Origin of the sequence: Neorhizobium sp. NPDC001467, assembly GCF_050275975.1 — a bacterium.
In the GTDB taxonomy this organism is placed as follows: domain Bacteria; phylum Pseudomonadota; class Alphaproteobacteria; order Rhizobiales; family Rhizobiaceae; genus Neorhizobium.
The window spans coordinates 59,583-79,432 of sequence record NZ_JBNNPS010000003.1 but is presented as its reverse complement, the minus strand read 5'-3'; the positions used below and the strand labels follow the sequence as shown (position 1 = coordinate 79,432).

The following is a 19,850-nucleotide window of genomic DNA, read 5'->3' as shown; positions in this document are numbered from 1 at the left end:
TCTCGCCTTAGGCCTTCGTTTTCTCGCATGCCAATGTCCTGAACCGCGCAGCCGGTTTGTCTGGCATGCTCTAGGAAGTAAGCCCCGATGAATACCTTCGATTTCCTCCTCCAGGGCCTGTCGATCGCCGCGCAGCCGGTCAACCTGTTCTACGCGCTGATCGGCGTCACGCTCGGCACGCTGGTCGGCGTTCTGCCCGGCATCGGACCGGCGCTGACGGTCGCGCTCCTTCTCCCCGTCACCTACCAGCTCGATCCAGCCGGTTCGCTGATCATGTTCGCCGGCATCTATTACGGCGGCATGTATGGCGGCTCGACCACGTCGATCCTGTTGAACACGCCCGGCGAAAGCGCGTCGATCGTCACCGCGCTCGAGGGCAACAAGATGGCCCGTGCCGGCCGCGGCGGCCCCGCGCTGGCAACGGCCGCGATCGGTTCGTTCGTCGCTGGCCTCATCGCTACCGTCGCACTCGCCTTCATCGCCCCGTTCGTCGTCAAGTTCGCGCTCGCCTTCGGCCCCCGCGAGTATTTCGCGCTGATGGTGCTGGCTTTCGTCACGGTATCGGCCGCTTTCGGTGATTCGACCCTGCGAGGCCTCACCTCGCTGTTTATTGGCCTGGCGCTTGCCATCATCGGCATCGACCAGCTGACCGGCCAGACCCGCATGAGCTTTGGCGTTCCCGATCTGCTCGACGGTATCGAAGTGACGACGCTCGCCGTTGCCATGTTCGCCGTCGGCGAGACGCTTTACGTTGCAGCACAGGGCAGCCGCGCGCCTGAAAAGGTCGAGGCGGTCAAGGGTTCTCTCTGGATGAACAAGCAGGATTGGGCGCGTTCGTGGAAGCCCTGGCTGCGCGGCACGGCGATCGGCTTTCCGATCGGCGCCATGCCGGCCGGTGGTGCGGACGTCTCAAGCTTCCTGTCCTATTCGGCGGAAAGGCAGTTTTCCAAACATCCGGAAGAGTTCGGCAAGGGCGCAATCGAAGGCGTCGCCGGGCCGGAAGCGGCGAATAACGCATCCGCTGCCGGAACGCTCGTGCCGCTCCTGACGCTCGGCCTGCCGACCACGGCGACCGCCGCGATTATGCTTGCCGGTTTCCAGCAGTTCGGCCTGCAGCCGGGCCCGCTCCTGTTCGCCACCAATCCGCAGCTCGTCTGGGGCCTGATCGCCTCGCTGCTGATTGCCAACTTCATGCTGCTGGTGCTGAACCTGCCGCTGATCGGCCTTTGGGTGCGCCTGCTGACCATCCCGAAGCCATGGCTCTACGCCGGTATCCTGATGTTCGCGACGCTCGGCACGATCGGCGCCAATCCGTCGGTCTTCGAACTCGGCATGCTGCTCGCCTTCGGCCTCCTCGGTTACGTCATGCGCGTCATGGGTTACCCGATCGCGCCTGTCGTCGTTGGCCTGATCCTCGGCCCGATGGCGGAGCAACAATTGCGTCGCGCGCTGTCGATCAGCCAGGGCGATCCGACCGTGCTTGTGAGCTCGCCGATTGCAGCCACCCTGCTGGTGCTGGCCGTCGTCGCCCTGATCGTGCCACTCGTCATGCGCGCCCGCGGCCGTGGCGAGGTGCTGTCGCAGGTCGCCGGCGCCGAAGACTGATGTAGACCCCTCAGGACAACAACACCCCGCCCGGTCTCCCGGCGGGGTGTTTTCGTTTCGACCGCCGGTGACGATCAGATTCCCAGAATGTCTCCCAGCAGGCTCATCTTCGAACCGGACAGCACGATCGGCGCAAACAGCACGGACAGACAGAGGCAGGGCCCGGACATCCCGGCCACCGGGCGGTGATCGAGGCTTTCGTCCGCTACCGATACATCACCGCGGATGAACGTCCCGCGATGATCATGAAAATCGCCATCCAGGACCAGGGTCAGTTCCAGACCCTCATGGGTGTGGTTCGGAAGCGCCCTTCCGGGCCGGGCCAAGAGAAGGGAGGCCTCCGTGCCGTCCTTGTTATGCTCGATCACATGCTGTTTGAGACCAGGCAGCTTCCCCTTCCAGGGAATATCGGCAAGGTCGCGACCGATATAATCCCGGAGGGCTGACGGGAGGACGCTTGGACGGTTCTCGGACTGAACGACTTTTAGTACCGGCGGCGTGGAACGCAGGATCACATCGAGCAGGCCCTCGCCATTTGTCAGCAACCGCGTCTCTGTCCGTTCCAGCGTCTTTCCGGCAAGCACCTCGAAAGCGTGAGCCATCGAGGCCGACGAAGATCGCATCTCGATATGGGACGCCATGAGCACCCGCGCCGGCTCTGGCAGAGCACCGGCCACATAATCCGCAATCAGGCCATCGACCATGCCTGTACTCATCCTTTCGCCTATCCCTCCCGGACCAACGCCACGTCGTTACGACCACGCACGATCGCCGTCATTAAAAGACAATCATCCAGGCGGTTTGGCAACCGCCAGCTGTCCGTGGTCCGGTAGCGCACATTATCCCGCCCACGTTGGTCCTCGTCATGTCTCTTGGTTATGTGTGTGAACCGCGCCAGGATCGCCACTCCCGAAAAATAGGGGGCGTGGTCTCGGCCGGTCCCGCGATCAGCAGCGGGGGAACAGATTTTCTTGTTTCTCGGCCATTGTCCCTAGACAAGACAGTGACTAGGTCGTGTACTCCCGTCCAAGGGCGCGGGACGACGGTGCGCTCTTTAGGTGACAGAAAAGGCTTTTCCATGACCCCGCATTCCTCGGTCCTCAGTGTTATCGGCAATACGCCCCTCGTTCGCCTGAAAGGCGTATCCGAGGCGACCGGTTGCGACATCCTCGGCAAGGCCGAATTTCTCAACCCCGGGCAGTCGGTCAAGGATCGTGCGGCCCTCTATATCATTCGCGATGCGGAGAAACGCGGTTTGCTGCGTCCGGGCGGTGTCATCGTTGAAGGCACGGCCGGCAATACCGGCATCGGTCTGACGCTGGTCGCCAAGGCACTTGGGTATCGCACCGTCATCGTCATTCCCGAAACGCAGAGCCAGGAAAAGAAGGACGCCCTCAGACTGATGGGCGCCGAACTGGTGGAAGTTCCGGCCGTTCCCTACAAGAACCCCAATAATTACGTCAAGGTTTCTGGTCGCCTTGCCGAACAGCTGGCAAAGACCGAGCCGAACGGCGCTATTTGGGCCAACCAGTTCGACAACGTCGCCAACCGCCAGGCGCATGTGGAAACAACCGCCCAGGAAATCTGGCAGCAGACCGGTGGCAAGATCGACGGTTTCATCTGCTCTGTCGGCTCCGGCGGCACGCTGGCCGGCACCGCCGAAGGGCTTCGCGCCCACAACGCGTCGATCAAGATCGGCTTGGCCGACCCGGATGGCGCCGCGCTTCATGATTACTACGCTCACGGCGAGCTGAAATCCGAAGGCAGTTCGATCACCGAAGGCATCGGCCAGGGCCGCATCACCGCCAATCTGGAAGGCTTTACGCCGGATTTCAGCTACAAGATCAGCGATGCGGAAGCGCTTCCCTACGTCTTCGACATGGTCGAGAACGAGGGCCTGTGCCTCGGCGGTTCCTCGGCCATCAACATTGCCGGCGCTGTCCACCTCGCCCGCGATCTCGGCCCCGGGCACACGATCGTCACCATTCTTTGCGATTACGGCAATCGCTATCAGTCGAAGCTGTTCAACCCGGATTTCCTCAAATCCAAGGGCCTACCCGTGCCGCAATGGATGGCCAGGACCAGCAAGATCGCCGCACCCTTCGAAGCCGTTTGAGATACGCATGACCACGAAACTGCTTTTCCGTGACGATTTCTATCTCTCCACTGCCGAGGGCACGGTCACCGTGCTGCACGAGGATGGCGCGATCGAACTTGACCAGACTTGCTTTTACGCCACGTCCGGCGGCCAGCCGGGCGATATCGGCTTTTTCGAGCGTGCCGATGGCAGTCGCATCGAGATCGCCACCACCCGCAACGGCGCCAGCAAGGAAATCATCTTGCATGTGCCCGCCGCTGACCAGCAGCAACCGCTGGTCGGCGAGACGCTGACGCTGCATATCGACTGGCCGCGCCGTTACAAGCTGATGCGCATGCACACCGCCTGCCACCTGCTGTCGGTTGTCTGTCCCTACCCGGTCACAGGCGCGGCGGTCGGGGAAGACGAATCGCGCATCGATTTCGACATGAGCGACATCGCCGATCCGCTCGACAAGGCGACAGCTACCGAACGGATGATGGCTCTCGTGAACGAGAACCATCCGGTCTACCTGCAATGGATCACCGACGCGGAACTCGCCGCCAACCCGGATCTGGTCAAATCCAAGAACGTGCGCCCGCCGGTCGGGCTCGGTCGTGTCAGTCTCGTCTGCATCGGCGAAAATTCCGGCGTCGACAGCCAGCCTTGCGGCGGTACGCATGTGTCTGAAACGCAGGAAGTCGGCGCCGTCTACATTTCCAAGATCGAGAAGAAGGGCAAGGAAAACCGCCGTTTTCGCATTCGCTTCGGCACGCCCGAGGAGACCATTCCAGCAACCGGCTGACGGCTTTCTGATAACGTCCATACAGTATTGTGGCGCAAGGCCATGCAAGGGAGAGTGCCATGAGCGGAGCAAAGAGCCGTTTCGTCGTATCCGCCGACTGGGTTGAACAGCAGCTCGGCACAAACGGTTTTCGCGTCATCGATGCCGCCTGGTACCTGCCGGCGCATGGCCGCAACGGCGCTGCCGAATATGCCGAAGGCCATATTCCGGGCGCGGTTTTCTTTGATCAGGACGTGATCGCCGACCACACGACCGGCCTGCCCCACAGCCTGCCCTCGCCGGACTATTTTGCCGAGGAGATCGGCAAGCTCGGCATTGCCGAGAACGATACGATCGTCGTCTGTGACGGACCCGGTTTCTTCTCGGCGCCACGCGTCTGGTGGATGCTGCGCACCATGGGTGCCGAAAACGTCTATGTTCTCGATGGCGGAATTGACGGCTGGAAGGTGGAGGGCCGCCCGCTCGAAACGGATTTGCCGGAACCGGAGCCAACGACGTTTACACCGCGGTTTCGTGCAAACCGCGTCACCGGCTTTGCCGAAATGCGTGCCGTCGTCGAGACCGGCGTGCGCCAGGTGGTCGATGCCCGCGGCGCGGGTCGCTTTACCGGCGACGAAGCCGAACCGCGCGCCGGCATGCGGTCGGGCCACATGCCTGGCGCCCGCAACCTGCCTGCCACCAGCCTGTCGGCGAATGGCCGTTTCCACGATCTTGCGACGCTGAAGCGCATGATCGACGAGGCCGGCATCGATCTCTCGCAACCGGTCGTGACCAGCTGCGGCTCCGGCGTGACCGCCGCGGTCGTGACGCTGGCGCTGGAATCGCTCGGCCATAGCGATAATTCGCTCTATGACGGCTCGTGGTCGGAATGGGGAGCACGCAGCGATACCGCTGTCGTTACAGGTCCGGCGACGCCGGTCGAGCGCGAGGACAGGCAGCCCCTCAAGACCCGTATCACCCGGCTTGAAATGACGTCCGCGCCAAAGAACAGTCTGCCGGTCCCTGCCAATATCCAGACGGCGCTGATGAGCGTGCAGGACATTCCGCTCAGCTATTACCGTTATCTCTACCGTCAGGTGGGAAAACGCTGGCACTGGTACGAGCGGCTGCGCATGAGCGATGCGGAACTGTCGGACATCCTCAACAGCCCCAAAGTCAGCGTCACCGTGCTTTACGTCAACGGCGCGCCGGCAGGTTTCTTCGAGCTCAACAAGATCAATGACGATCTCGCCGAACTTTCTTATTTCGGCCTGTTCGAGCACGCACTCGGCATGGGCATCGGCAAGTGGTTCCTGCTGCAGGCGCTGTATGCCGCCTGGCAGGGCAATCCAAAAAAGGTCACCGTCACCACCAACACGCTCGACCATCCACGCGCGCTGCAACTTTACCAGATGATGGGATTTTCGCCGGTCGGCACCAGCGAAGCATGGGTGCCGCCGATGTCGGATGCCGAACTGCTGATGGCGCTCGATCGCTGATGAAGCAGATTTCCCCCAAGGCTACTCTCTGGGCCTTGGGGCTTTTGCCCGTCCTCGCGGTTCTGGCCTATGGCTCGTGGTGGGGCCTGCGGGCAGCGCTTTACGTGCCCCAGACGGTCACGGTCTCGAAAGTCGAGACACTGTGTTCGATCCGATCAAGACATCGTCTGTTCATATTCAACGAGCAAACGGCCTGGACAAGCGATTGCGAGGGGCAGAAACGATTGTTCAAGACCAAGTTCACCGGGCGTCGTCACTCTTTCAAAAGCGGCCTATTCCTGTCCTTTTCCTATATTTCCCCGGCGGACGGTCAGAGACATACCGGAACCTTGCGGCGCGGTCACAACGATCAGGGGCTCGAGGCAAAACCCGGCGACAGGATCGTGATAGAAGCCTCGCGACTGAGGCCGTTGGCCATCACGGATTGGTCAACCGGCAGCATCGCCGAAGATGATCGCGTATTCAGCCCCATCACGCATGATTCTTCTGGACGCTGAGGCAAGAAACGGGTGGCGGCAGGCTTTCATCCGCTTAATCTCTCGCTCAACCGAACGGGAGACAGACATGACCGTCACCTTCACAGCCCTGCCGACCGACCATGCCGACCATTTGCGCAACGGTGGCAAGGACGCCTATGGCAACCTGCCGGAAACCGCCATTTCTGACGGCCCCGGCCATCCCTGCCGACATTGCCTGAACAACATCGACGCCGGCGACGCGTTTCTGGTCCTCGCCTACCGCCCCTTCCCATCGCTGCAGCCCTATGCCGAGACCGGGCCGATCTTCCTGCATGCCAAAAGCTGCGAACGATATGGAGCGACGGAAGTATTGCCGCCGATGTTGCAAAGCCCGGACTATATCGTTCGCGGTTATGATGCGGATGATCGTATCGTTTATGGCAGTGGTGCTGTCACACCCACCACCGACATCGCTGACCGCGCGAAAATGCTTCTGGCGCGAGAAGATATCGCCTATCTGCATGTGCGTTCCGCCCGCAACAACTGCTACCAATGCCGTATAGACCGGAATTAATTGGTCTTTTCTCGGATTACATTCGAATTGCTATAATTTTACAGATGCGATGAAATGTAATTCAACAGCTTATCTCTATACCTCTCGTTACAAGATGGAGAGATACAGCATGGCTGTCATTGGTATGAAGACCCGCAGCGCCCAGCGCCGCAAAACCCGCATTTACGGGACTGTGAAATATTACAATCAGGCCGCCAAAGGCCGTATCGTCGATCTGTCAGACACCGGTCTGGCGCTCGATCTCGGCAGCCCGTTCCATGCCGCCGCCGGCAGCGCAGTCAAGATCGAGACTGATGAACTCGGCATTCTTGAAGGTACCGTGAAGTGGTCGCATCGCGGCCGCCTTGGCATCCATTTCCGCCCGAATTCAAATGCTTCCGCGCAGGTGCAGTCCTATTTCCGTTTCTTCCATCAGGAAATTCGTCCGGTCCTGACGCGCTGAACGGCGACATTCGAACTTATCCACCCCCTGTCATTTAGCTGATGCAACCCTATGCAATTGCGCTTAGGTTGCCTCGTTAAGCACCAAGGGAGATTTTCATGTCGCAATTGTCCGGTCTTCATCCCATCAGCCGCCGAGCCCTTATCGGCGGCTTTGCCGCTTCTTCGGCCCTGGTTGTCCTTCATCCATTCGCCGCCCGCGCCGCCAGCAATCAGGCCCATCTGCGCATCATGGAAACCACGGACATTCACGTCCACGTCTTCCCCTACGACTATTACGCCGACAAGCCGAACGACACGCTGGGTCTTGCCCGCACCGCCTCGCTGATCGACGGCATTCGCGCCGAAGCCGGCAATTCCATGCTGATCGACAATGGCGACTTTCTGCAGGGCAATCCGCTCGGCGATTACGTCGCCTATGAGCGCGGCATGAAGGAAGGCGACAAGCACCCGGTCATCTCCGCCATGAACGTGCTCGGCTACGATGTCGGTACGATGGGCAATCACGAATTCAACTACGGGCTCGATTTCCTGAACAAGGTTCTGGCCGGCGCTGGCTTCCCCTTCGTATGCGCGAATCTTACCAAGGGCATGCTGGCGTCCGATCCGAAAAAGGATGAACTGATGTTCAAGCCTTACGTGATCATCGAAAAGCAGATCCGCGACGGTTCGGGCGCCACTTCCCCGATCAAGGTTGGCTTTATCGGTTTCGTGCCGCCGCAGATCATGATCTGGGATGCGAAAAACCTCGAGGGCAAGGCACAGACCCGCGATATGGTCGATGCTGCTAAGGCGTGGGTGCCTGTGATGAAGGAGGAAGGCGCGGATATCGTCATCGCGCTTTCCCATTCCGGCATCGATGGCACCGGCCAGAGCGACCGCATGGAAAACGCCTCGCTTTATCTCGCAGGCGTCGAGGGCATCGACGCGATCTTTACCGGCCACCAGCATCTGGTCTTCCCCGGCCCCAAGGATTTTGAGGGCATCACCGGCGCCGATTCCAAGAAGGGCACGCTGATGGGCAAGCCCGCCGTCATGGCCGGTTTCTGGGGTTCGCATATGGGCCTGATCGACCTGCTTCTGGAAAAGGACGGCAACAGCTGGAAGATCATCTCCTCCACCTCCGAGGCGCGACCGATCTACCACCGCGACGACAACCGCAAGATCGTCGCCGATGTGAAGGACAAGCCGGAAGTTCTGGCTGCCGCCAAGGCCGACCATGATGCGACGCTTGCTTATGTCCGCCGCGCAGTCGGCAAAACGTCGGCGCCGCTTTATTCGTATTTCGCGCTGGTGGCAGACGATCCGTCCGTGCAGATCGTGTCCAATGCTCAGACCTGGTACATCAAAGAGATGTTGAAGGATGGCCAGTACAAGGATCTGCCGGTTCTTTCGGCGGCGGCACCCTTCAAGGCGGGGGGCCGCGGCGGGCCGGACTATTTCACCGATGTCGCTGCCGGCGATATCGCCATCAAGAACGTCGCCGACCTCTATCTTTATCCGAACACCGTGCAGGCGGTTCTCATCACCGGCGCGCAGGTGAAGAACTGGCTGGAAATGTCGGCCGGCATGTTCAATCAGGTCAAGGCCGGCTCGAAAGATGCCGTCCTGCTCAATGACGGTTTCCCGTCCTACAATTACGACGTCATCGATGGTGTCACCTATCAGATCGACCTCAGCCAGCCGGTCCGTTTCGACAAGGATGGCAAGCTGATCAATCAGGATTCCAACCGCATTGTCGATCTGCAATTCGACGGCAAGCCGATCGATCCGGCCCAGAAATTCGTGGTCGTCACCAACAATTATCGCGCCGGCGGTGGTGGCAAATTCCCGGAAATCGCCGGTGACAAGGTGATCTTCGTCGCGCCCGACACCAACCGCGACGTCATCGTTCGCTATATCGTCGATCAGGGCACGATCAACCCGTCGGCCGATGCCAACTGGTCGTTCAAGCCGCTGGCGGATACGACCGCCGTATTCGAAAGCGGTCCAAAGGGCCGCCAGTATGCGGCAGCGGTCAAGGGCGCCAAGATCGAAGAGGCCGGCGACGGCCAAAGCGGATTTGCAAAGTTCCGTCTGGTGCTTTGATCCACTCGGGCATCATCCACCCGGACGTCATCCTCGGGCTTGTCCCGAGGATCCAATCACGTCAATAATCGCAGGCAGTTGCAGATCCTCGGGACAAGCCCGAGGATGACGGCCGCACCGATTATTAGAAACAACTTCCGTGCCCCCCATGCCGACATTTTCCTTCCAGCAGGTCGACGTCTTTTCCACCAAGGCCATGCGTGGCAATCCTCTTGCCGTCGTCATCGGTGCCGATGACCTTTCCGACGCCGACATGCAGGCCTTTGCGAACTGGACCAACCTGTCCGAAACCACCTTTCTGCTCGAACCCACCAAACCTGATGCGCATTACCGCGTCCGCATTTTTACGCCGACACAGGAACTGCCCTTTGCAGGCCATCCGACGCTCGGCAGCGCCCATGTCTGGCTCAGCCAGGCAGCAAGCGCGCCCGATGGCGAGGTCGTGCAGGAATGCGGAGCCGGCCCCGTCCGTATCCGTCGTGATGGCAAACGACTTGCCTTCGCGGCGGCGCCGCTCGTTCGCTCCGGGCCGGTCGATCCGGCCATCGTCGAGCGGATCGCCCGTGGCCTCAATCTGCCGGACGCGATGATAAGGGACAGCAACTGGGTGGAAAACGGCCCGGACTGGATCGGCGTCCTCCTGCCATCGCGCACCGATGTTCTGGCGGCCAAGGCAGACTATTCCATTCTCGCTGGCACCCGCGTCGGGCTGGTCGCCCCGTTCGATCCCGATCTTGATGGCACCGATGCCCAGTTCGAAGTGCGCGCATTCACCCGCAACGGTTATGAAGACCCGGTCACCGGCAGCCTCAATGCCGGGCTTGCCCAGTGGCTGATCGGCTCGGGTGTCGCCCCCGAACATTATGTCGCCGCGCAGGGCACCGCGCTTGGCCGAGCCGGTCGCGTGCATGTCGACAAGGTCGGCGACGATATCTGGGTGGGCGGTAACGTGACCACCTGCATATCCGGCACGCTGACGCTATAGTCTCCTGACGAATGGCAAGCGTGGGGAACTCGGATGAACGCGCAGCGATACTTTGTCGCCCAGGCCTATAACAATGCCTGGGCCAATCATCGGCTTTTGAAGGCCTGCGGGCAATTGTCTGCGGAAGAACTGAGCATGGCGCGCCAGAATTTCTTCCCGTCGATCATCCACACGCTCAATCATATCCTCACCGTCGACTGGCTCTATATCAGCGCGCTCGAAGGCGCTTGCATCGGAGCCGCCGCCTTTGCCCCGGAAATCCCCTGTCCCGACTTTGCGGACCTCGAGCGGGAACAACGCGCTGCCGACCGTCGCCTGATCGACCACTGTCGGCATCTTGACCAAGCGGGCCTCGCCGCCGAGATTCGCATCCCCCGCGCCACGCATATTCAGGTGGAAACAGCCGATCGCACCCTGCTGCATCTCTTCCAGCACCAGATCCACCATCGCGGTCAGGTGCATGCCATGTTATCGGGAACGCGGATTCGTCCGCCGCAGCTGGATGAGTTTTTTACCGCCGACCCGGCAGAACAGGCGCTGAGGCGTCAGGATTTTGCCGAACTCGCCTTTACCGAAGCCCTAATCTGGGGAACCGCCCATGCCTGATCTCTATCTCTGTCTCAAGGCCCTGCACCTGATCTCAAACTTTGTGCTGGTCGCCGGCCTGCTGGTCAATGCCTTTGCCATCGGCATGGTGCCGCCGGCCATCCGCACCGGCGTGATCGAGGTGCTGCGCAAATACGACCGTATCGTCAACACGACCGCGCTCGCCGGCGCGTGGATCTTTGGCCTGTGGCTGGCCTTCGGTTACATCGGCTTTGCCGGCAATGGCTGGCTGCACGCGAAACTGCTGTTCGTGGTGCTTCTGTCGGCATTGCACGGCATGCAGCAGGGCTGGATGCGCCGCATGGCCAAGGATCCGAAACTGGACCCGCCCGCGTTCGTGCGTGCCGGCATGCCGATCATTCTCGTCTCGACGGTCATCATCGTGGCGCTGGCGGTTCTGAAACCGTTCTGACGAACGGGTCCGGCTATCCTCAGCTTTCGCCGAGGATAGCCGCCAGAAGCTGGCCCTCCAGCAGCGCCAGTTCCGGATCGCCATGGTGACGCGGATGCGCCTGCGGCACCGCAAGGTCGAGCTTCACTTCGCCCTCGTCCAGCACGATGACCCGGTCGGCCAGATGCACGGCTTCCGTAACGTCATGCGTGACGAGCACTGCGGTAAAACCCAGTTCCCGCCAAACCCTTGTGAGCAATTGTTGCATGCTGATGCGGGTCAGGGCATCGAGCGCGCCAAGCGGCTCGTCCAGCGCCAGCAGCCCCGGCCGGCTGACCAGCGCGCGTGCCAGCGCCACACGTTGCCTCTGTCCGCCCGATAGCTTTGCCGGCCATTCTCTCGCCTTCTCGGAAAGTTGGACCTCATCCAGCACCAGTTCGGCCTCGCGTCGTGCAAACGCTTTTGGGACGCCATCGCCCAGACCAACGGCAACATTGTCAGCCACCGAAAACCACGGCAGCAAGCGCGGCTCCTGAAACACGATGCGGGCATCCGGCGCAACGCGGTCACCGCCATCGTCGATGAAATCGATCTCGCCACCGGTCGGCTCATCCAGTCCGACCAACAGCCGCAAAAGCGTGCTTTTGCCGCAACCGCTCTTTCCGACGATGGCGACGAACTGCCCGGCCGGCACATCGAGGTCGATACCGCGCAGAACACGGTTATCGCCAAATGCCTTTTCAACGCCGCGCAGGCGAAGTCCGGCAGGAGCCTTGGGCAAAACCGGAGGCGCGGCGATCGGCAGCACCTCGCTTGCATTGGAGAAATGGGCTCTTTCGTGAAGCTCGAACGCATCCCAAACCATAGCGGTCGGGTAAAGATAGGAACTGACTGGCATGATCGTCTCCTCAGGCCCGATAGGCCACGTTCCAGGACAAGGCCCAACGCTCAAGTGAGCGAGCGATGACATCGGCGAGCTTGCCGAGCGTCGCATAGATGACCAGTGCCAGCACAACGACATCGGTCATCATGAACTCGCGGGCGGTATTGGCCATGTAGCCGATGCCCGAATTGGCGGCGATCGACTCGGAGACGATCAGCGTCAGCCACATGATGCCGAGCGCATAACGAAGCCCGACAAAGATCGACGGCAGTGCGCCCGGAAAGATCACCTTGCGGAACAGCGACCAGTTGCTCATGCCGTAGACTTTTCCCATCTCGACCAGATCACGATCAACATTCTTCACGCCGTGATAGGTGTTGAGATAGATCGGGAAGAGAACGCCGAGCGAGGTGAGAAACAGCTTTGCCTCCTCGCCGATGCCAAACCACAGGATGACCAGCGGGATCATCGCCAGATGGGGGATGGTGCGCAGCATCTGCAAGGTCGTATCGGTCAACTGTTCAGACAGTTTTGAAACGCCATTAGCAATGCCCAGCAGAAAACCGATCGACCCCCCGATCACCAGTCCGCCGAGCGCCCGTGCGCCACTGACTGCGACATCCCGAGCCAGTTCGCCGGACAGCAGCCGTTCCCAGAATGCCGCCACCACCGCCACCGGCGACGGCATGATGCGATCGGAAATCACACCGAGTGACGACAGGGCCTGCCACACGGCCACCAATGCCACCGGCACGAGATAAGGCAGCCATGCCGCGCGCGAGATGGTGCGCAGGCCAGACGGTTTCCCGCCCTTTGCCTGCACACCGTCCGCCGCGCCCTTGGGAGGGTTGTTTTGCTGGCGGCTTGACCTCTCGTCGGTCAGCGCGCCCGTGGTCAAAGTTTGGGGCGTGCCACTGGTCGCCCGCTGCAGCGTTCGCCCTTCGGAAAACGTATCGATCGTCGTCATCGGCCAAGCCTCCACGGGTTATCAGGATGCCGCAACGGCACGCACGGTCGCGTGCCCGCCGCCACCAAAGATCGGCTTTGCCGCAGCAAACTCGTTGCTGAACCCGGCCCGCTGTTCTTCACGCGTAATGCCCAGCTCCGGAAACAGCAGTTCCGCAACGCGATAAGCCTCTTCCAGATGCGGATAACCGGAACCGATGACCGTCTCGATGCCAAGCTCCTGGTATTCACGAAGCCTTGCCGCCACCGTTTTCGGCGAACCGACCAGCGCCGTGCCAGCGCCTGAGCGCACCAGCCCGATACCGGCCCACAGGTTCGGTGAAACTTCCAGCTTATCGCGACGCCCGTTGTGAAGCGCCGCCATGCGCCGTTGCCCGACCGAGTCGGACTCGGTCGCAAAATGCGCCTGCGCCTTGGCGATCGTCTCGTCTGACAGTTTGGAGATCAGCTTGTCTGCCGCCTCCCACGCTTCTTCATCGGTCTCGCGCACGATGAAATGCAGGCGGATACCGAAGGAGACATCCCTACCCTGTTTTTCGGCCGCCGCCCGCACCGTCCTGATCTTCTGCTCCACCTGCTCCGGCGGTTCGCCCCAGGTCAGGTATTTGTCGGCGCGTCCGGCGAAAAACTCGATGCCGGCATCCGATGAACCGCCAAAATAAAGCGGCGGTCGCGGCTGCTGGATGGTCGGGAAACCAAGCTTGGCGCCTTTCGCCCTGATATGCTTGCCGTCGAGATCTGCATGCCCAGTGGTGACGAGATCCTCGAAAACCTGAAAGAACTCTTCCGCATGGGAATAACGCTCGTCATGCTCGAGAAAAATTCCGTCACCGGCCAGCTCCGACGGATTGCCGCCGACAACGATATTGAGCAGAAGCCTGCCGTTCGAAACACGGTCGAGCGCTGCCGCCAGCCGCGCGTAGTAGGCCGGAGATGCCGTGCCCGGACGGATCGCCACCAGAAACTTCAGCCTTTCCGTGAACGGCGCCAGCGATGCGGCAGTCACGAAGGATTCCTCGCAGGAAACGCCAGTTGGCAGAAGCACGCCAGAATAACCCAGCCGGTCCACCGTCTGTGCCAGTTCGCGCAGATAGCGGTTTTCCGGTGGACGGTTCAATTCGGACCCGCCTAGATAGGCACCGTCGCCAGCTGTTGGGATGAACCACAGGAAATCAATGGGGTTGGATATATCGCTCATGTCGGTGCTCCTCTCTGTCCGGCTCAGCTGGCTTTCGGACGCCAGACGATGTCGCTGATGTCGAGTTTGCGGGGAATGATCTTGAGATCGTAAAACTCGTCGGCCAGCGCCTGCTGGTATTGAACGGCAGCCTCCGGCAGCGTCGAGACGGCGCCGAGGTCAGCCCCGCGACGCGACAGCACGACCTTGGTGACGTTTTCCGGCACGCCGGTGATCGAGGTGATCGCCTTCACCGTGTCATCGAAATTGCTCTGCGCAGCCGTTCCGACCTTCTTCAGTTCATCAATGATCTCAACGATCAGATCGCCGTTTACACCGACGAAATCACCGTTGCCGAGGAAATAGCTCCAGCTGTCAACGACACCTTCCGCCGTCGTCAGCACCCGGGTGTTCGGGTCGGCCTCGGCAATCGCGGTGTAAGGATCCCAGATCGACCATGCGTCGATCGAGCCGTTCTTGAAGGCGGCGGCCGCATCCGGCGGTGCGAGGTCGAGCTGCGTCACGTCGGTTGGAGCAAGCCCACCGTTGCGCAGCACCTTGACGGTCACGTTATGGGCGCTGGAGCCACGCTTGAAGGCCAACTTCTTGCCCTTCAGGTCGGCGACTGACTGAATTGGGCTATCCTTGCGCACGAGAATGGCAGACCCCTGTCCGCTGCCGCGATAGGTGCCGACATAAAGCAGGTTTCCGCGCGCGGCCTGCGCAAACAGCGGCGGCACGTCGCCGGTCGGGCCGAAATCCAGCGCACCTGCGCCGAGCGCCTCCAGCAGCGGCGGGCCGGAAGTGAATTCCGACCACGTCACCTTGATGCCGCGATCGGCAAAGCGTCTTTCCAGCGCGCCCTGGCTTTTGGCGAGCGCCAGCACGCCGTTCTTCTGCCAGCCGATGCGCAATTCCTTCGCCGCCGCCAGCGCGCTTCCCGCAATCGGAAGAACCGTCGAAACCGCTGCGGCACCGATCAGCCCGAGTGTCTGCCTGCGTGTAACCATCGAACCCATCCCCTTTTCGACCCCGCGGTGCCATCACCGTCGGCGGCTCATCGATGGATCACAGGCTCCCATACTCTATTGCCTTGGTCGACATTGGCGCGTTTCAAAAAAACCCATGTTTTCGAGTTTTGATTTCTGGCTTTCGGCCATATCGGAATGTGAAACTCCTAAACCTGCCGAACCGGCCGCATAACGAAAAATGATTTTTCGCATCTGCGTGCTTTCCGCTGCTCCCGGTTTGTTCTAAGCCTGAACAAGCACATCATTGGAGGTTGGCATGGCGAAAGTGGCATTCATCGGTCTTGGGGTCATGGGGTTCCCGATGGCGGGGCATCTTGCAGAAAAGGGCGGCCACGAGGTCACCGTCTATAACCGTACCGCTGCCAAGGCCGACGACTGGGCGAAAAAGTTCGGCGGCAGGACCGGCGCCACGCCAGCTGAAGCTGCCGACGGCGCCGATTTCGTTTTCACCTGCGTCGGTAATGACGACGACCTGCGCTCGGTCACGCTTGGTGAAACCGGCGTTCTGGCCGGCATGAAACCCGGCGCTATCCTGATCGACAACACCACCGCCAGTGCCGATGTGGCGCGCGAACTCGCTGCCGCTGCTGCCGAAAGGAATATCGGTTTCATCGACGCCCCAGTTTCCGGCGGTCAGGCCGGTGCCGAAAACGGCGTTCTGACGGTGATGTGCGGTGGTGATCAGGCAAGCTTCGACAAGGCAAAACCGGTCATCGACGCCTTTTCCCGCATGGTCGGCCTGATGGGTCCGGTCGGTTCGGGGCAGCTGACCAAGATGATGAACCAGATCTGCATCGCCGGCATTGTTCAGGGTCTGGCCGAGTCCATCCATTTTGGCAAACAGGCCGGCCTCGACATCGAAAAGGTGGTGGAGGTGATTTCCAAGGGTGCCGCCGGATCCTGGCAGATGGAAGCCCGTCACAGGACGATGAACGAAGGCAAGTATGATTTCGGCTTCGCGGTGGACTGGATGCGCAAGGATCTTGGCATCGTGCTGGAGGAAGCCCGCAACAACGGCGCCAAACTGCCGCTGGCGGCCCTTGTCGATCAGTTCTATGGCGACGTGCAGGCCATGGGCGGCAATCGCTGGGACACGTCCTCGCTGCTTGCCCGGCTGGAACGGAAATAAGGAAACAGAAAGGGCCGCAAATGCCGCCCTTTCCTTATCTGCTTCCTCAGCTTTCCTTCAGCCCTTCCAGCAGCGCCTCGTGGAAACGCTCCGGCGCCTGGATCTGCGGCGAGTGGCCAAGGTCCTCGAACTCGACCAGCTTTGCGCCCGGAATGTCTTTGGCTGCATCCTTGCCAAGCTGCGTATAGTCGCCAAGCGTAGAGGCAATCTCTTCTGGCGCGCGGTTGGCTCCCGGCGCCGTCTTGTCGGTCATGCCAATCATCAGCAGCGTCGGCACTTTCACCTGCGCAAATTCATGCACGACCGGCTGGGTAAACACCATGTCCGAGGTCAGCGCCTGGTTCCAGGCCACCTGATCGCCGCCCTCGCCTAGGTACATGCCGGCGCCCATCTCCACCCATTTGTCGTAATCCGGCTTCCATTCGCCCGAATAATAGAATTTCTGCTGATAGGTCTTGATACTATCAAAGCTGGTCTTCTTTTCACCTTCGAACGCCGCCTCGATCGTCTGGTAAGGCACGCCCTTCGCCTTCCAGTCCTCCAGCCCGATCGGGTTGACCAGCACCATCTTTTCGGTCGTTTCGGGGTACATCAGCGCAAACCGCGTCGCCAGCATGCCGCCCATCGAGTGGCCGATCACTGTCGCCTTGTCGATGCCGCGGCTTTCGAGAAGCGCCTTGGTGTTTTCCGCCAATTGGTGGAAACTGAACTGATATCCGGTCGGCTTGCTGGACTTGCAGAACCCGACCTGATCGGGCGCTATCACCCGATAACCGGCATTGCTCAACTGGCCGATCGTGCCTTCCCAGGTCGCGCCACAGAAATTCTTGCCGTGCAGCAGCACGACAGTGCGGCCGTTCGGGTTTTCAGCCGCGATATCCATGAACACCATTTCCAGCTTCTGGCGCTGGCTGTCGAGGTTGAACACTTCGGTCTTGAAAGGATAATCGAAACCCTCAAGGCGCGGGCCATAAGTCGGGCGCTCCTGTGCTGCACTCACAGCAGGCAAGGCAGTGCAGGCCAGTGCAGCAAGCATCGCGGCTGATGTCAGGGATCGAATGGACATGAAAAACTCCTCTGATAGCGGGACGCAGTTCGCGCGCACCGTCCACCGGCAGAGCTAGACAAAAGTCATCTCACGACAACGCGCAATGACGTGGCCGTGAAAGTTGTTTATCGATCGGATTTGATTAGGAGAAGTGCTGAAGCATACGCATTTGGCAAATGGCGTCGGCCCTGAGCCGACGCCGAAGACAGAACCTTATTCCTCGACCTGCGACTTCTGGTTATCCAGCGTCATGTAGTCGAGCGGCAGTTCGGTCGTGTACTTAATCTGCTCCATCGCAAAGACGGAGGAGACGTCCCGGATCTCGATCTTGGCGATCAGGCGTTTGTAGAAGGCGTCATAGGCGGCGATATCCGGCACGACGACACGCAGCAGATAATCCACGTCGCCGCTCATGCGGTAGAATTCGACAACTTCGGGAAATTCAACGACCACTTCGGAAAAACGCTTCAGCCATTCGATCGAATGGCTGGCGGTGCGGATCGACACAAAGACCGTGACCTTGGTGTTGACCTTGACCGGATCGAGCAGAGCCACACGGCGGCGGATGACGCCATCCTCTTCCATTTTCTGGATACGCCGCCAGCAGGGCGTCGTCGACAGTCCGACCTTCTTGGCGAGGTCGGCCACGGCCAGAGTGGAATCCTCCTGCAGGATGCGCAGGATCTTACGATCGAGACGGTCCATATATTCTCCCCTTCGAAATTATTTTTCGTCATACCGCGATTTTTGGCACATGTAACCGAATAATCTTTCAACGCGAAAGTCTTTCCACATCCTGGCGCAATGTCGGCAGAACGTCCGTGCTGAACCATGGGTTGCGTTTCAGCCATCCGCTGTTTCGCCAGCTCGGATGCGGCAATGGAAGGATGCGCGGACCATCGTTGACGAAATAGCTCGCGCGCCACTGCTGGACGGTTGCCGTCATCGTCGCTGCCCTGTTGGTGCCAAGATGCCAGGCCTGCGCATATTGTCCGATCGCCAGGATCAGCTCGATCTGCGGCATGGCGTCGATCACGCTCCTGCGCCACAGCGGTGCACATTCGCGGCGCGGTGGCAGATCGCTGCCGTTAACGTCATAGCCGGGGAAACAGAAGCCCATGGGCACGATCGCAAACCGTGCGGGATCGTAAAACTCCTCCCGGCTGACAGCCATCCATTCGCGCAATCTGTCGCCGGACGCATCATTGAACGGCAGACCACTGTCATGAACTCTGAGACCCGGCGCCTGCCCGGCGATCAGGATCCTGGCGCTGGACGACAGGACGGCGACCGGCCGCGGCTCGTGCGGCAGCCGGTCGTCCGGTCCGCGCACAGGCACATCGCGGCAGAGCCGGCAGTTCGCGATCGAACGACGCAATAGGTCGAGGCGATCCGCCCCATCAACATCGGCCTGCATCGTGGCGGCATCTTGCACGACCTCGGTTGCCCGATCGGGCATGGTGTCAGACATGATGCGTACCTCACAACCATTGCAGCGAGAGGAGAGCTCGTAGCCGCGCGAACAAGCCGTCAGCGTCCTTTTTCAGCATGCGCTGCCGCCGCCATTCGGCCGGCATAACGAACGCGCCGCCCCAAATCCCCTTGCGTTCCGCCTTGGCGCCCGACTGTTCCTTTTGGTAGGTGATCATGCCCGTCGCAACCGCCATGCCGGCGCCGACCATTGCGCCGGCCACCGGGCGGCCATCGACGAAACAGTCGACAAGAAGTCGCCCGTATCGATCCCGTTCGCTGCCGTGACACGTGGCCTTCCCCCGCGCCATCACTTGCCGCAAGGCCGTTTTCGCCTCCTGCCCGCAATCCCAGGCCTGTCCGTCGCGTGCACAAGTCTGGTCGATTTCCGGGGCATCCATGCCAGCAATCCTCAGTCTCTCGCCCTCTGCCGCCAAAGTATCCCCATCCACCACAAAAAACGGACCGGCGATGGATTGCTGCACGCCCTCCTGCAGTCGCGCGGCAATCAGCACCAGTAGAAACAGAAAACTCAGGGTCAGCACGGCATCGCGCAACCGGCCGATGCGCATGCGCTTCCGTTGTGTGCCCCAAGGAGTCCTGATCATGTTTCCGCCGCAAATCCCAACAGAAGCTTC

General features: G+C 60.7%; 21 protein-coding genes. 12 read left to right on the top strand and 9 right to left on the bottom strand.

From position 1 onward, the window contains the following. Positions 1-87 precede the first annotated feature (87 nt). Entirely contained in the window at positions 88-1,605 is a 1,518-nt protein-coding gene (locus ACQKKX_RS08805) for a tripartite tricarboxylate transporter permease (protein ID WP_427570241.1), read from the top strand. 74 nt (positions 1,606-1,679) lie between these two features. Here the strand turns inward: ACQKKX_RS08805 and ACQKKX_RS08800 are convergent, their stop codons facing one another. After that, positions 1,680-2,321: a ChrR family anti-sigma-E factor gene (locus tag ACQKKX_RS08800; protein ID WP_427570240.1), complete on the bottom strand. Its 642-nt coding sequence runs from the start codon at positions 2,319-2,321 to the stop codon at positions 1,680-1,682. A 362-nt stretch (positions 2,322-2,683) separates the two neighbouring features. On the opposite strand from ACQKKX_RS08800, the gene ACQKKX_RS08795 reads away from it, so the two are divergent. From ACQKKX_RS08795 to ACQKKX_RS08750, 10 genes are all read left to right on the top strand, one after another. Continuing rightward, positions 2,684-3,721 carry a cysteine synthase A gene (locus ACQKKX_RS08795; RefSeq protein ID WP_427570238.1) on the top strand — a complete coding sequence of 346 codons (1,038 nt, stop codon included), beginning with the start codon at positions 2,684-2,686 and terminating at the stop codon, positions 3,719-3,721. 7 nt (positions 3,722-3,728) lie between these two features. Continuing rightward, positions 3,729-4,487, top strand: coding sequence for an alanyl-tRNA editing protein (locus tag ACQKKX_RS08790; protein WP_427570236.1), 759 nt, complete (start codon positions 3,729-3,731; stop codon positions 4,485-4,487). Positions 4,488-4,546: 59 nt separating this feature from the next. Further along, positions 4,547-5,965 (top strand): 3-mercaptopyruvate sulfurtransferase, encoded by a 1,419-nt coding sequence (sseA, locus tag ACQKKX_RS08785; protein WP_427570234.1) that lies wholly within the window; start codon positions 4,547-4,549, stop codon positions 5,963-5,965. Next, the gene (locus tag ACQKKX_RS08780) at positions 5,965-6,462 is read left to right on the top strand and encodes a hypothetical protein (protein WP_427570233.1); all 498 of its coding nucleotides are present in this window, start codon (positions 5,965-5,967) and stop codon (positions 6,460-6,462) included. The genes sseA and ACQKKX_RS08780 overlap by 1 nt, the downstream gene beginning before the upstream one ends. 67 nt (positions 6,463-6,529) lie before the next feature. Then, on the top strand, positions 6,530-6,997 hold the full coding sequence (locus ACQKKX_RS08775; RefSeq protein WP_427570231.1) for a DUF1203 domain-containing protein: 468 nt from the start codon (positions 6,530-6,532) through the stop codon (positions 6,995-6,997). Positions 6,998-7,106: 109 nt separating this feature from the next. Further along, positions 7,107-7,439, top strand: coding sequence for a PilZ domain-containing protein (locus tag ACQKKX_RS08770; protein WP_427570229.1), 333 nt, complete (start codon positions 7,107-7,109; stop codon positions 7,437-7,439). A gap of 98 nt (positions 7,440-7,537) precedes the next feature. Next, positions 7,538-9,526: a bifunctional 2',3'-cyclic-nucleotide 2'-phosphodiesterase/3'-nucleotidase gene (locus ACQKKX_RS08765; protein ID WP_427570228.1), complete on the top strand. Its 1,989-nt coding sequence runs from the start codon at positions 7,538-7,540 to the stop codon at positions 9,524-9,526. A 148-nt stretch (positions 9,527-9,674) separates the two neighbouring features. Beyond that, positions 9,675-10,511: a PhzF family phenazine biosynthesis protein gene (locus ACQKKX_RS08760; RefSeq protein ID WP_427570227.1), complete on the top strand. Its 837-nt coding sequence runs from the start codon at positions 9,675-9,677 to the stop codon at positions 10,509-10,511. A gap of 33 nt (positions 10,512-10,544) precedes the next feature. Next, on the top strand, positions 10,545-11,117 hold the full coding sequence (locus ACQKKX_RS08755; protein WP_427570225.1) for a DinB family protein: 573 nt from the start codon (positions 10,545-10,547) through the stop codon (positions 11,115-11,117). Further along, a complete protein-coding gene (locus ACQKKX_RS08750; RefSeq protein ID WP_427570224.1) occupies positions 11,110-11,529 on the top strand; it encodes a CopD family protein in 420 nt (139 codons plus the stop codon). Before ACQKKX_RS08755 ends, ACQKKX_RS08750 begins: the two co-directional genes overlap by 8 nt. A 19-nt stretch (positions 11,530-11,548) precedes the next feature. Here the strand turns inward: ACQKKX_RS08750 and ACQKKX_RS08745 are convergent, their stop codons facing one another. From ACQKKX_RS08745 to ACQKKX_RS08730, 4 genes are read right to left on the bottom strand one after another with little or no spacing between them, the layout of a single operon-like run. Beyond that, on the bottom strand, positions 11,549-12,406 hold the full coding sequence (locus tag ACQKKX_RS08745) for an ABC transporter ATP-binding protein (protein WP_427570222.1): 858 nt from the start codon (positions 12,404-12,406) through the stop codon (positions 11,549-11,551). Between the two features lie 10 nt (positions 12,407-12,416). Beyond that, on the bottom strand, positions 12,417-13,358 hold the full coding sequence (locus ACQKKX_RS08740; RefSeq protein WP_427570221.1) for an ABC transporter permease subunit: 942 nt from the start codon (positions 13,356-13,358) through the stop codon (positions 12,417-12,419). Positions 13,359-13,379: 21 nt separating this feature from the next. Then, on the bottom strand, positions 13,380-14,555 hold the full coding sequence (ssuD, locus tag ACQKKX_RS08735; RefSeq protein ID WP_427570220.1) for an FMNH2-dependent alkanesulfonate monooxygenase: 1,176 nt from the start codon (positions 14,553-14,555) through the stop codon (positions 13,380-13,382). A 23-nt stretch (positions 14,556-14,578) separates the two neighbouring features. Beyond that, entirely contained in the window at positions 14,579-15,544 is a 966-nt protein-coding gene (locus tag ACQKKX_RS08730; protein WP_427570219.1) for an aliphatic sulfonate ABC transporter substrate-binding protein, read from the bottom strand. A 277-nt stretch (positions 15,545-15,821) separates the two neighbouring features. Here ACQKKX_RS08730 and ACQKKX_RS08725 point away from each other — a divergent pair, with 277 nt between their 5' ends. Continuing rightward, positions 15,822-16,694, top strand: a complete 873-nt coding sequence (locus ACQKKX_RS08725; protein ID WP_427570217.1) for an NAD(P)-dependent oxidoreductase — start codon at positions 15,822-15,824, stop codon at positions 16,692-16,694. 46 nt (positions 16,695-16,740) lie between these two features. On the opposite strand, the gene ACQKKX_RS08720 is transcribed toward ACQKKX_RS08725, so the two are convergent. The 4 genes from ACQKKX_RS08720 to ACQKKX_RS08705 form a co-directional block, all read right to left on the bottom strand. Continuing rightward, complete coding sequence (locus ACQKKX_RS08720; protein WP_427570215.1) at positions 16,741-17,760, bottom strand: alpha/beta fold hydrolase; 1,020 nt, start codon at positions 17,758-17,760, stop codon at positions 16,741-16,743. A 195-nt stretch (positions 17,761-17,955) separates the two neighbouring features. After that, complete coding sequence (locus tag ACQKKX_RS08715) at positions 17,956-18,447, bottom strand: Lrp/AsnC family transcriptional regulator (RefSeq protein ID WP_427570214.1); 492 nt, start codon at positions 18,445-18,447, stop codon at positions 17,956-17,958. A gap of 67 nt (positions 18,448-18,514) precedes the next feature. Beyond that, a complete protein-coding gene (locus tag ACQKKX_RS08710; RefSeq protein ID WP_427570610.1) occupies positions 18,515-19,159 on the bottom strand; it encodes a uracil-DNA glycosylase family protein in 645 nt (214 codons plus the stop codon). Positions 19,160-19,223: 64 nt separating this feature from the next. Then, positions 19,224-19,784, bottom strand: coding sequence for a thermonuclease family protein (locus ACQKKX_RS08705; RefSeq protein ID WP_427570212.1), 561 nt, complete (start codon positions 19,782-19,784; stop codon positions 19,224-19,226). Positions 19,785-19,850: the final 66 nt, after the last annotated feature.

Coding starts and splice junctions, on each gene's coding strand:
- ACQKKX_RS08715 (WP_427570214.1), bottom strand. CDS start 18,447: ATGGACCGTCTCGATCGTAAGATCCTGCGCATCCTGCAGGAGGATTCC.
- ACQKKX_RS08780 (WP_427570233.1), top strand. CDS start 5,965: ATGAAGCAGATTTCCCCCAAGGCTACTCTCTGGGCCTTGGGGCTTTTG.
- ACQKKX_RS08775 (WP_427570231.1), top strand. CDS start 6,530: ATGACCGTCACCTTCACAGCCCTGCCGACCGACCATGCCGACCATTTG.
- ACQKKX_RS08755 (WP_427570225.1), top strand. CDS start 10,545: ATGAACGCGCAGCGATACTTTGTCGCCCAGGCCTATAACAATGCCTGG.
- ACQKKX_RS08720 (WP_427570215.1), bottom strand. CDS start 17,760: ATGTCCATTCGATCCCTGACATCAGCCGCGATGCTTGCTGCACTGGCC.
- ACQKKX_RS08705 (WP_427570212.1), bottom strand. CDS start 19,784: ATGCGCATCGGCCGGTTGCGCGATGCCGTGCTGACCCTGAGTTTTCTG.
- sseA (WP_427570234.1), top strand. CDS start 4,547: ATGAGCGGAGCAAAGAGCCGTTTCGTCGTATCCGCCGACTGGGTTGAA.
- ACQKKX_RS08765 (WP_427570228.1), top strand. CDS start 7,538: ATGTCGCAATTGTCCGGTCTTCATCCCATCAGCCGCCGAGCCCTTATC.
- ACQKKX_RS08790 (WP_427570236.1), top strand. CDS start 3,729: ATGACCACGAAACTGCTTTTCCGTGACGATTTCTATCTCTCCACTGCC.
- ACQKKX_RS08730 (WP_427570219.1), bottom strand. CDS start 15,544: ATGGTTACACGCAGGCAGACACTCGGGCTGATCGGTGCCGCAGCGGTT.
- ACQKKX_RS08745 (WP_427570222.1), bottom strand. CDS start 12,406: ATGCCAGTCAGTTCCTATCTTTACCCGACCGCTATGGTTTGGGATGCG.
- ACQKKX_RS08795 (WP_427570238.1), top strand. CDS start 2,684: ATGACCCCGCATTCCTCGGTCCTCAGTGTTATCGGCAATACGCCCCTC.
- ssuD (WP_427570220.1), bottom strand. CDS start 14,555: ATGAGCGATATATCCAACCCCATTGATTTCCTGTGGTTCATCCCAACA.
- ACQKKX_RS08725 (WP_427570217.1), top strand. CDS start 15,822: ATGGCGAAAGTGGCATTCATCGGTCTTGGGGTCATGGGGTTCCCGATG.
- ACQKKX_RS08740 (WP_427570221.1), bottom strand. CDS start 13,358: ATGACGACGATCGATACGTTTTCCGAAGGGCGAACGCTGCAGCGGGCG.
- ACQKKX_RS08770 (WP_427570229.1), top strand. CDS start 7,107: ATGGCTGTCATTGGTATGAAGACCCGCAGCGCCCAGCGCCGCAAAACC.
- ACQKKX_RS08760 (WP_427570227.1), top strand. CDS start 9,675: ATGCCGACATTTTCCTTCCAGCAGGTCGACGTCTTTTCCACCAAGGCC.
- ACQKKX_RS08710 (WP_427570610.1), bottom strand. CDS start 19,159: ATGCAGGCCGATGTTGATGGGGCGGATCGCCTCGACCTATTGCGTCGT.
- ACQKKX_RS08800 (WP_427570240.1), bottom strand. CDS start 2,321: ATGAGTACAGGCATGGTCGATGGCCTGATTGCGGATTATGTGGCCGGT.
- ACQKKX_RS08805 (WP_427570241.1), top strand. CDS start 88: ATGAATACCTTCGATTTCCTCCTCCAGGGCCTGTCGATCGCCGCGCAG.
- ACQKKX_RS08750 (WP_427570224.1), top strand. CDS start 11,110: ATGCCTGATCTCTATCTCTGTCTCAAGGCCCTGCACCTGATCTCAAAC.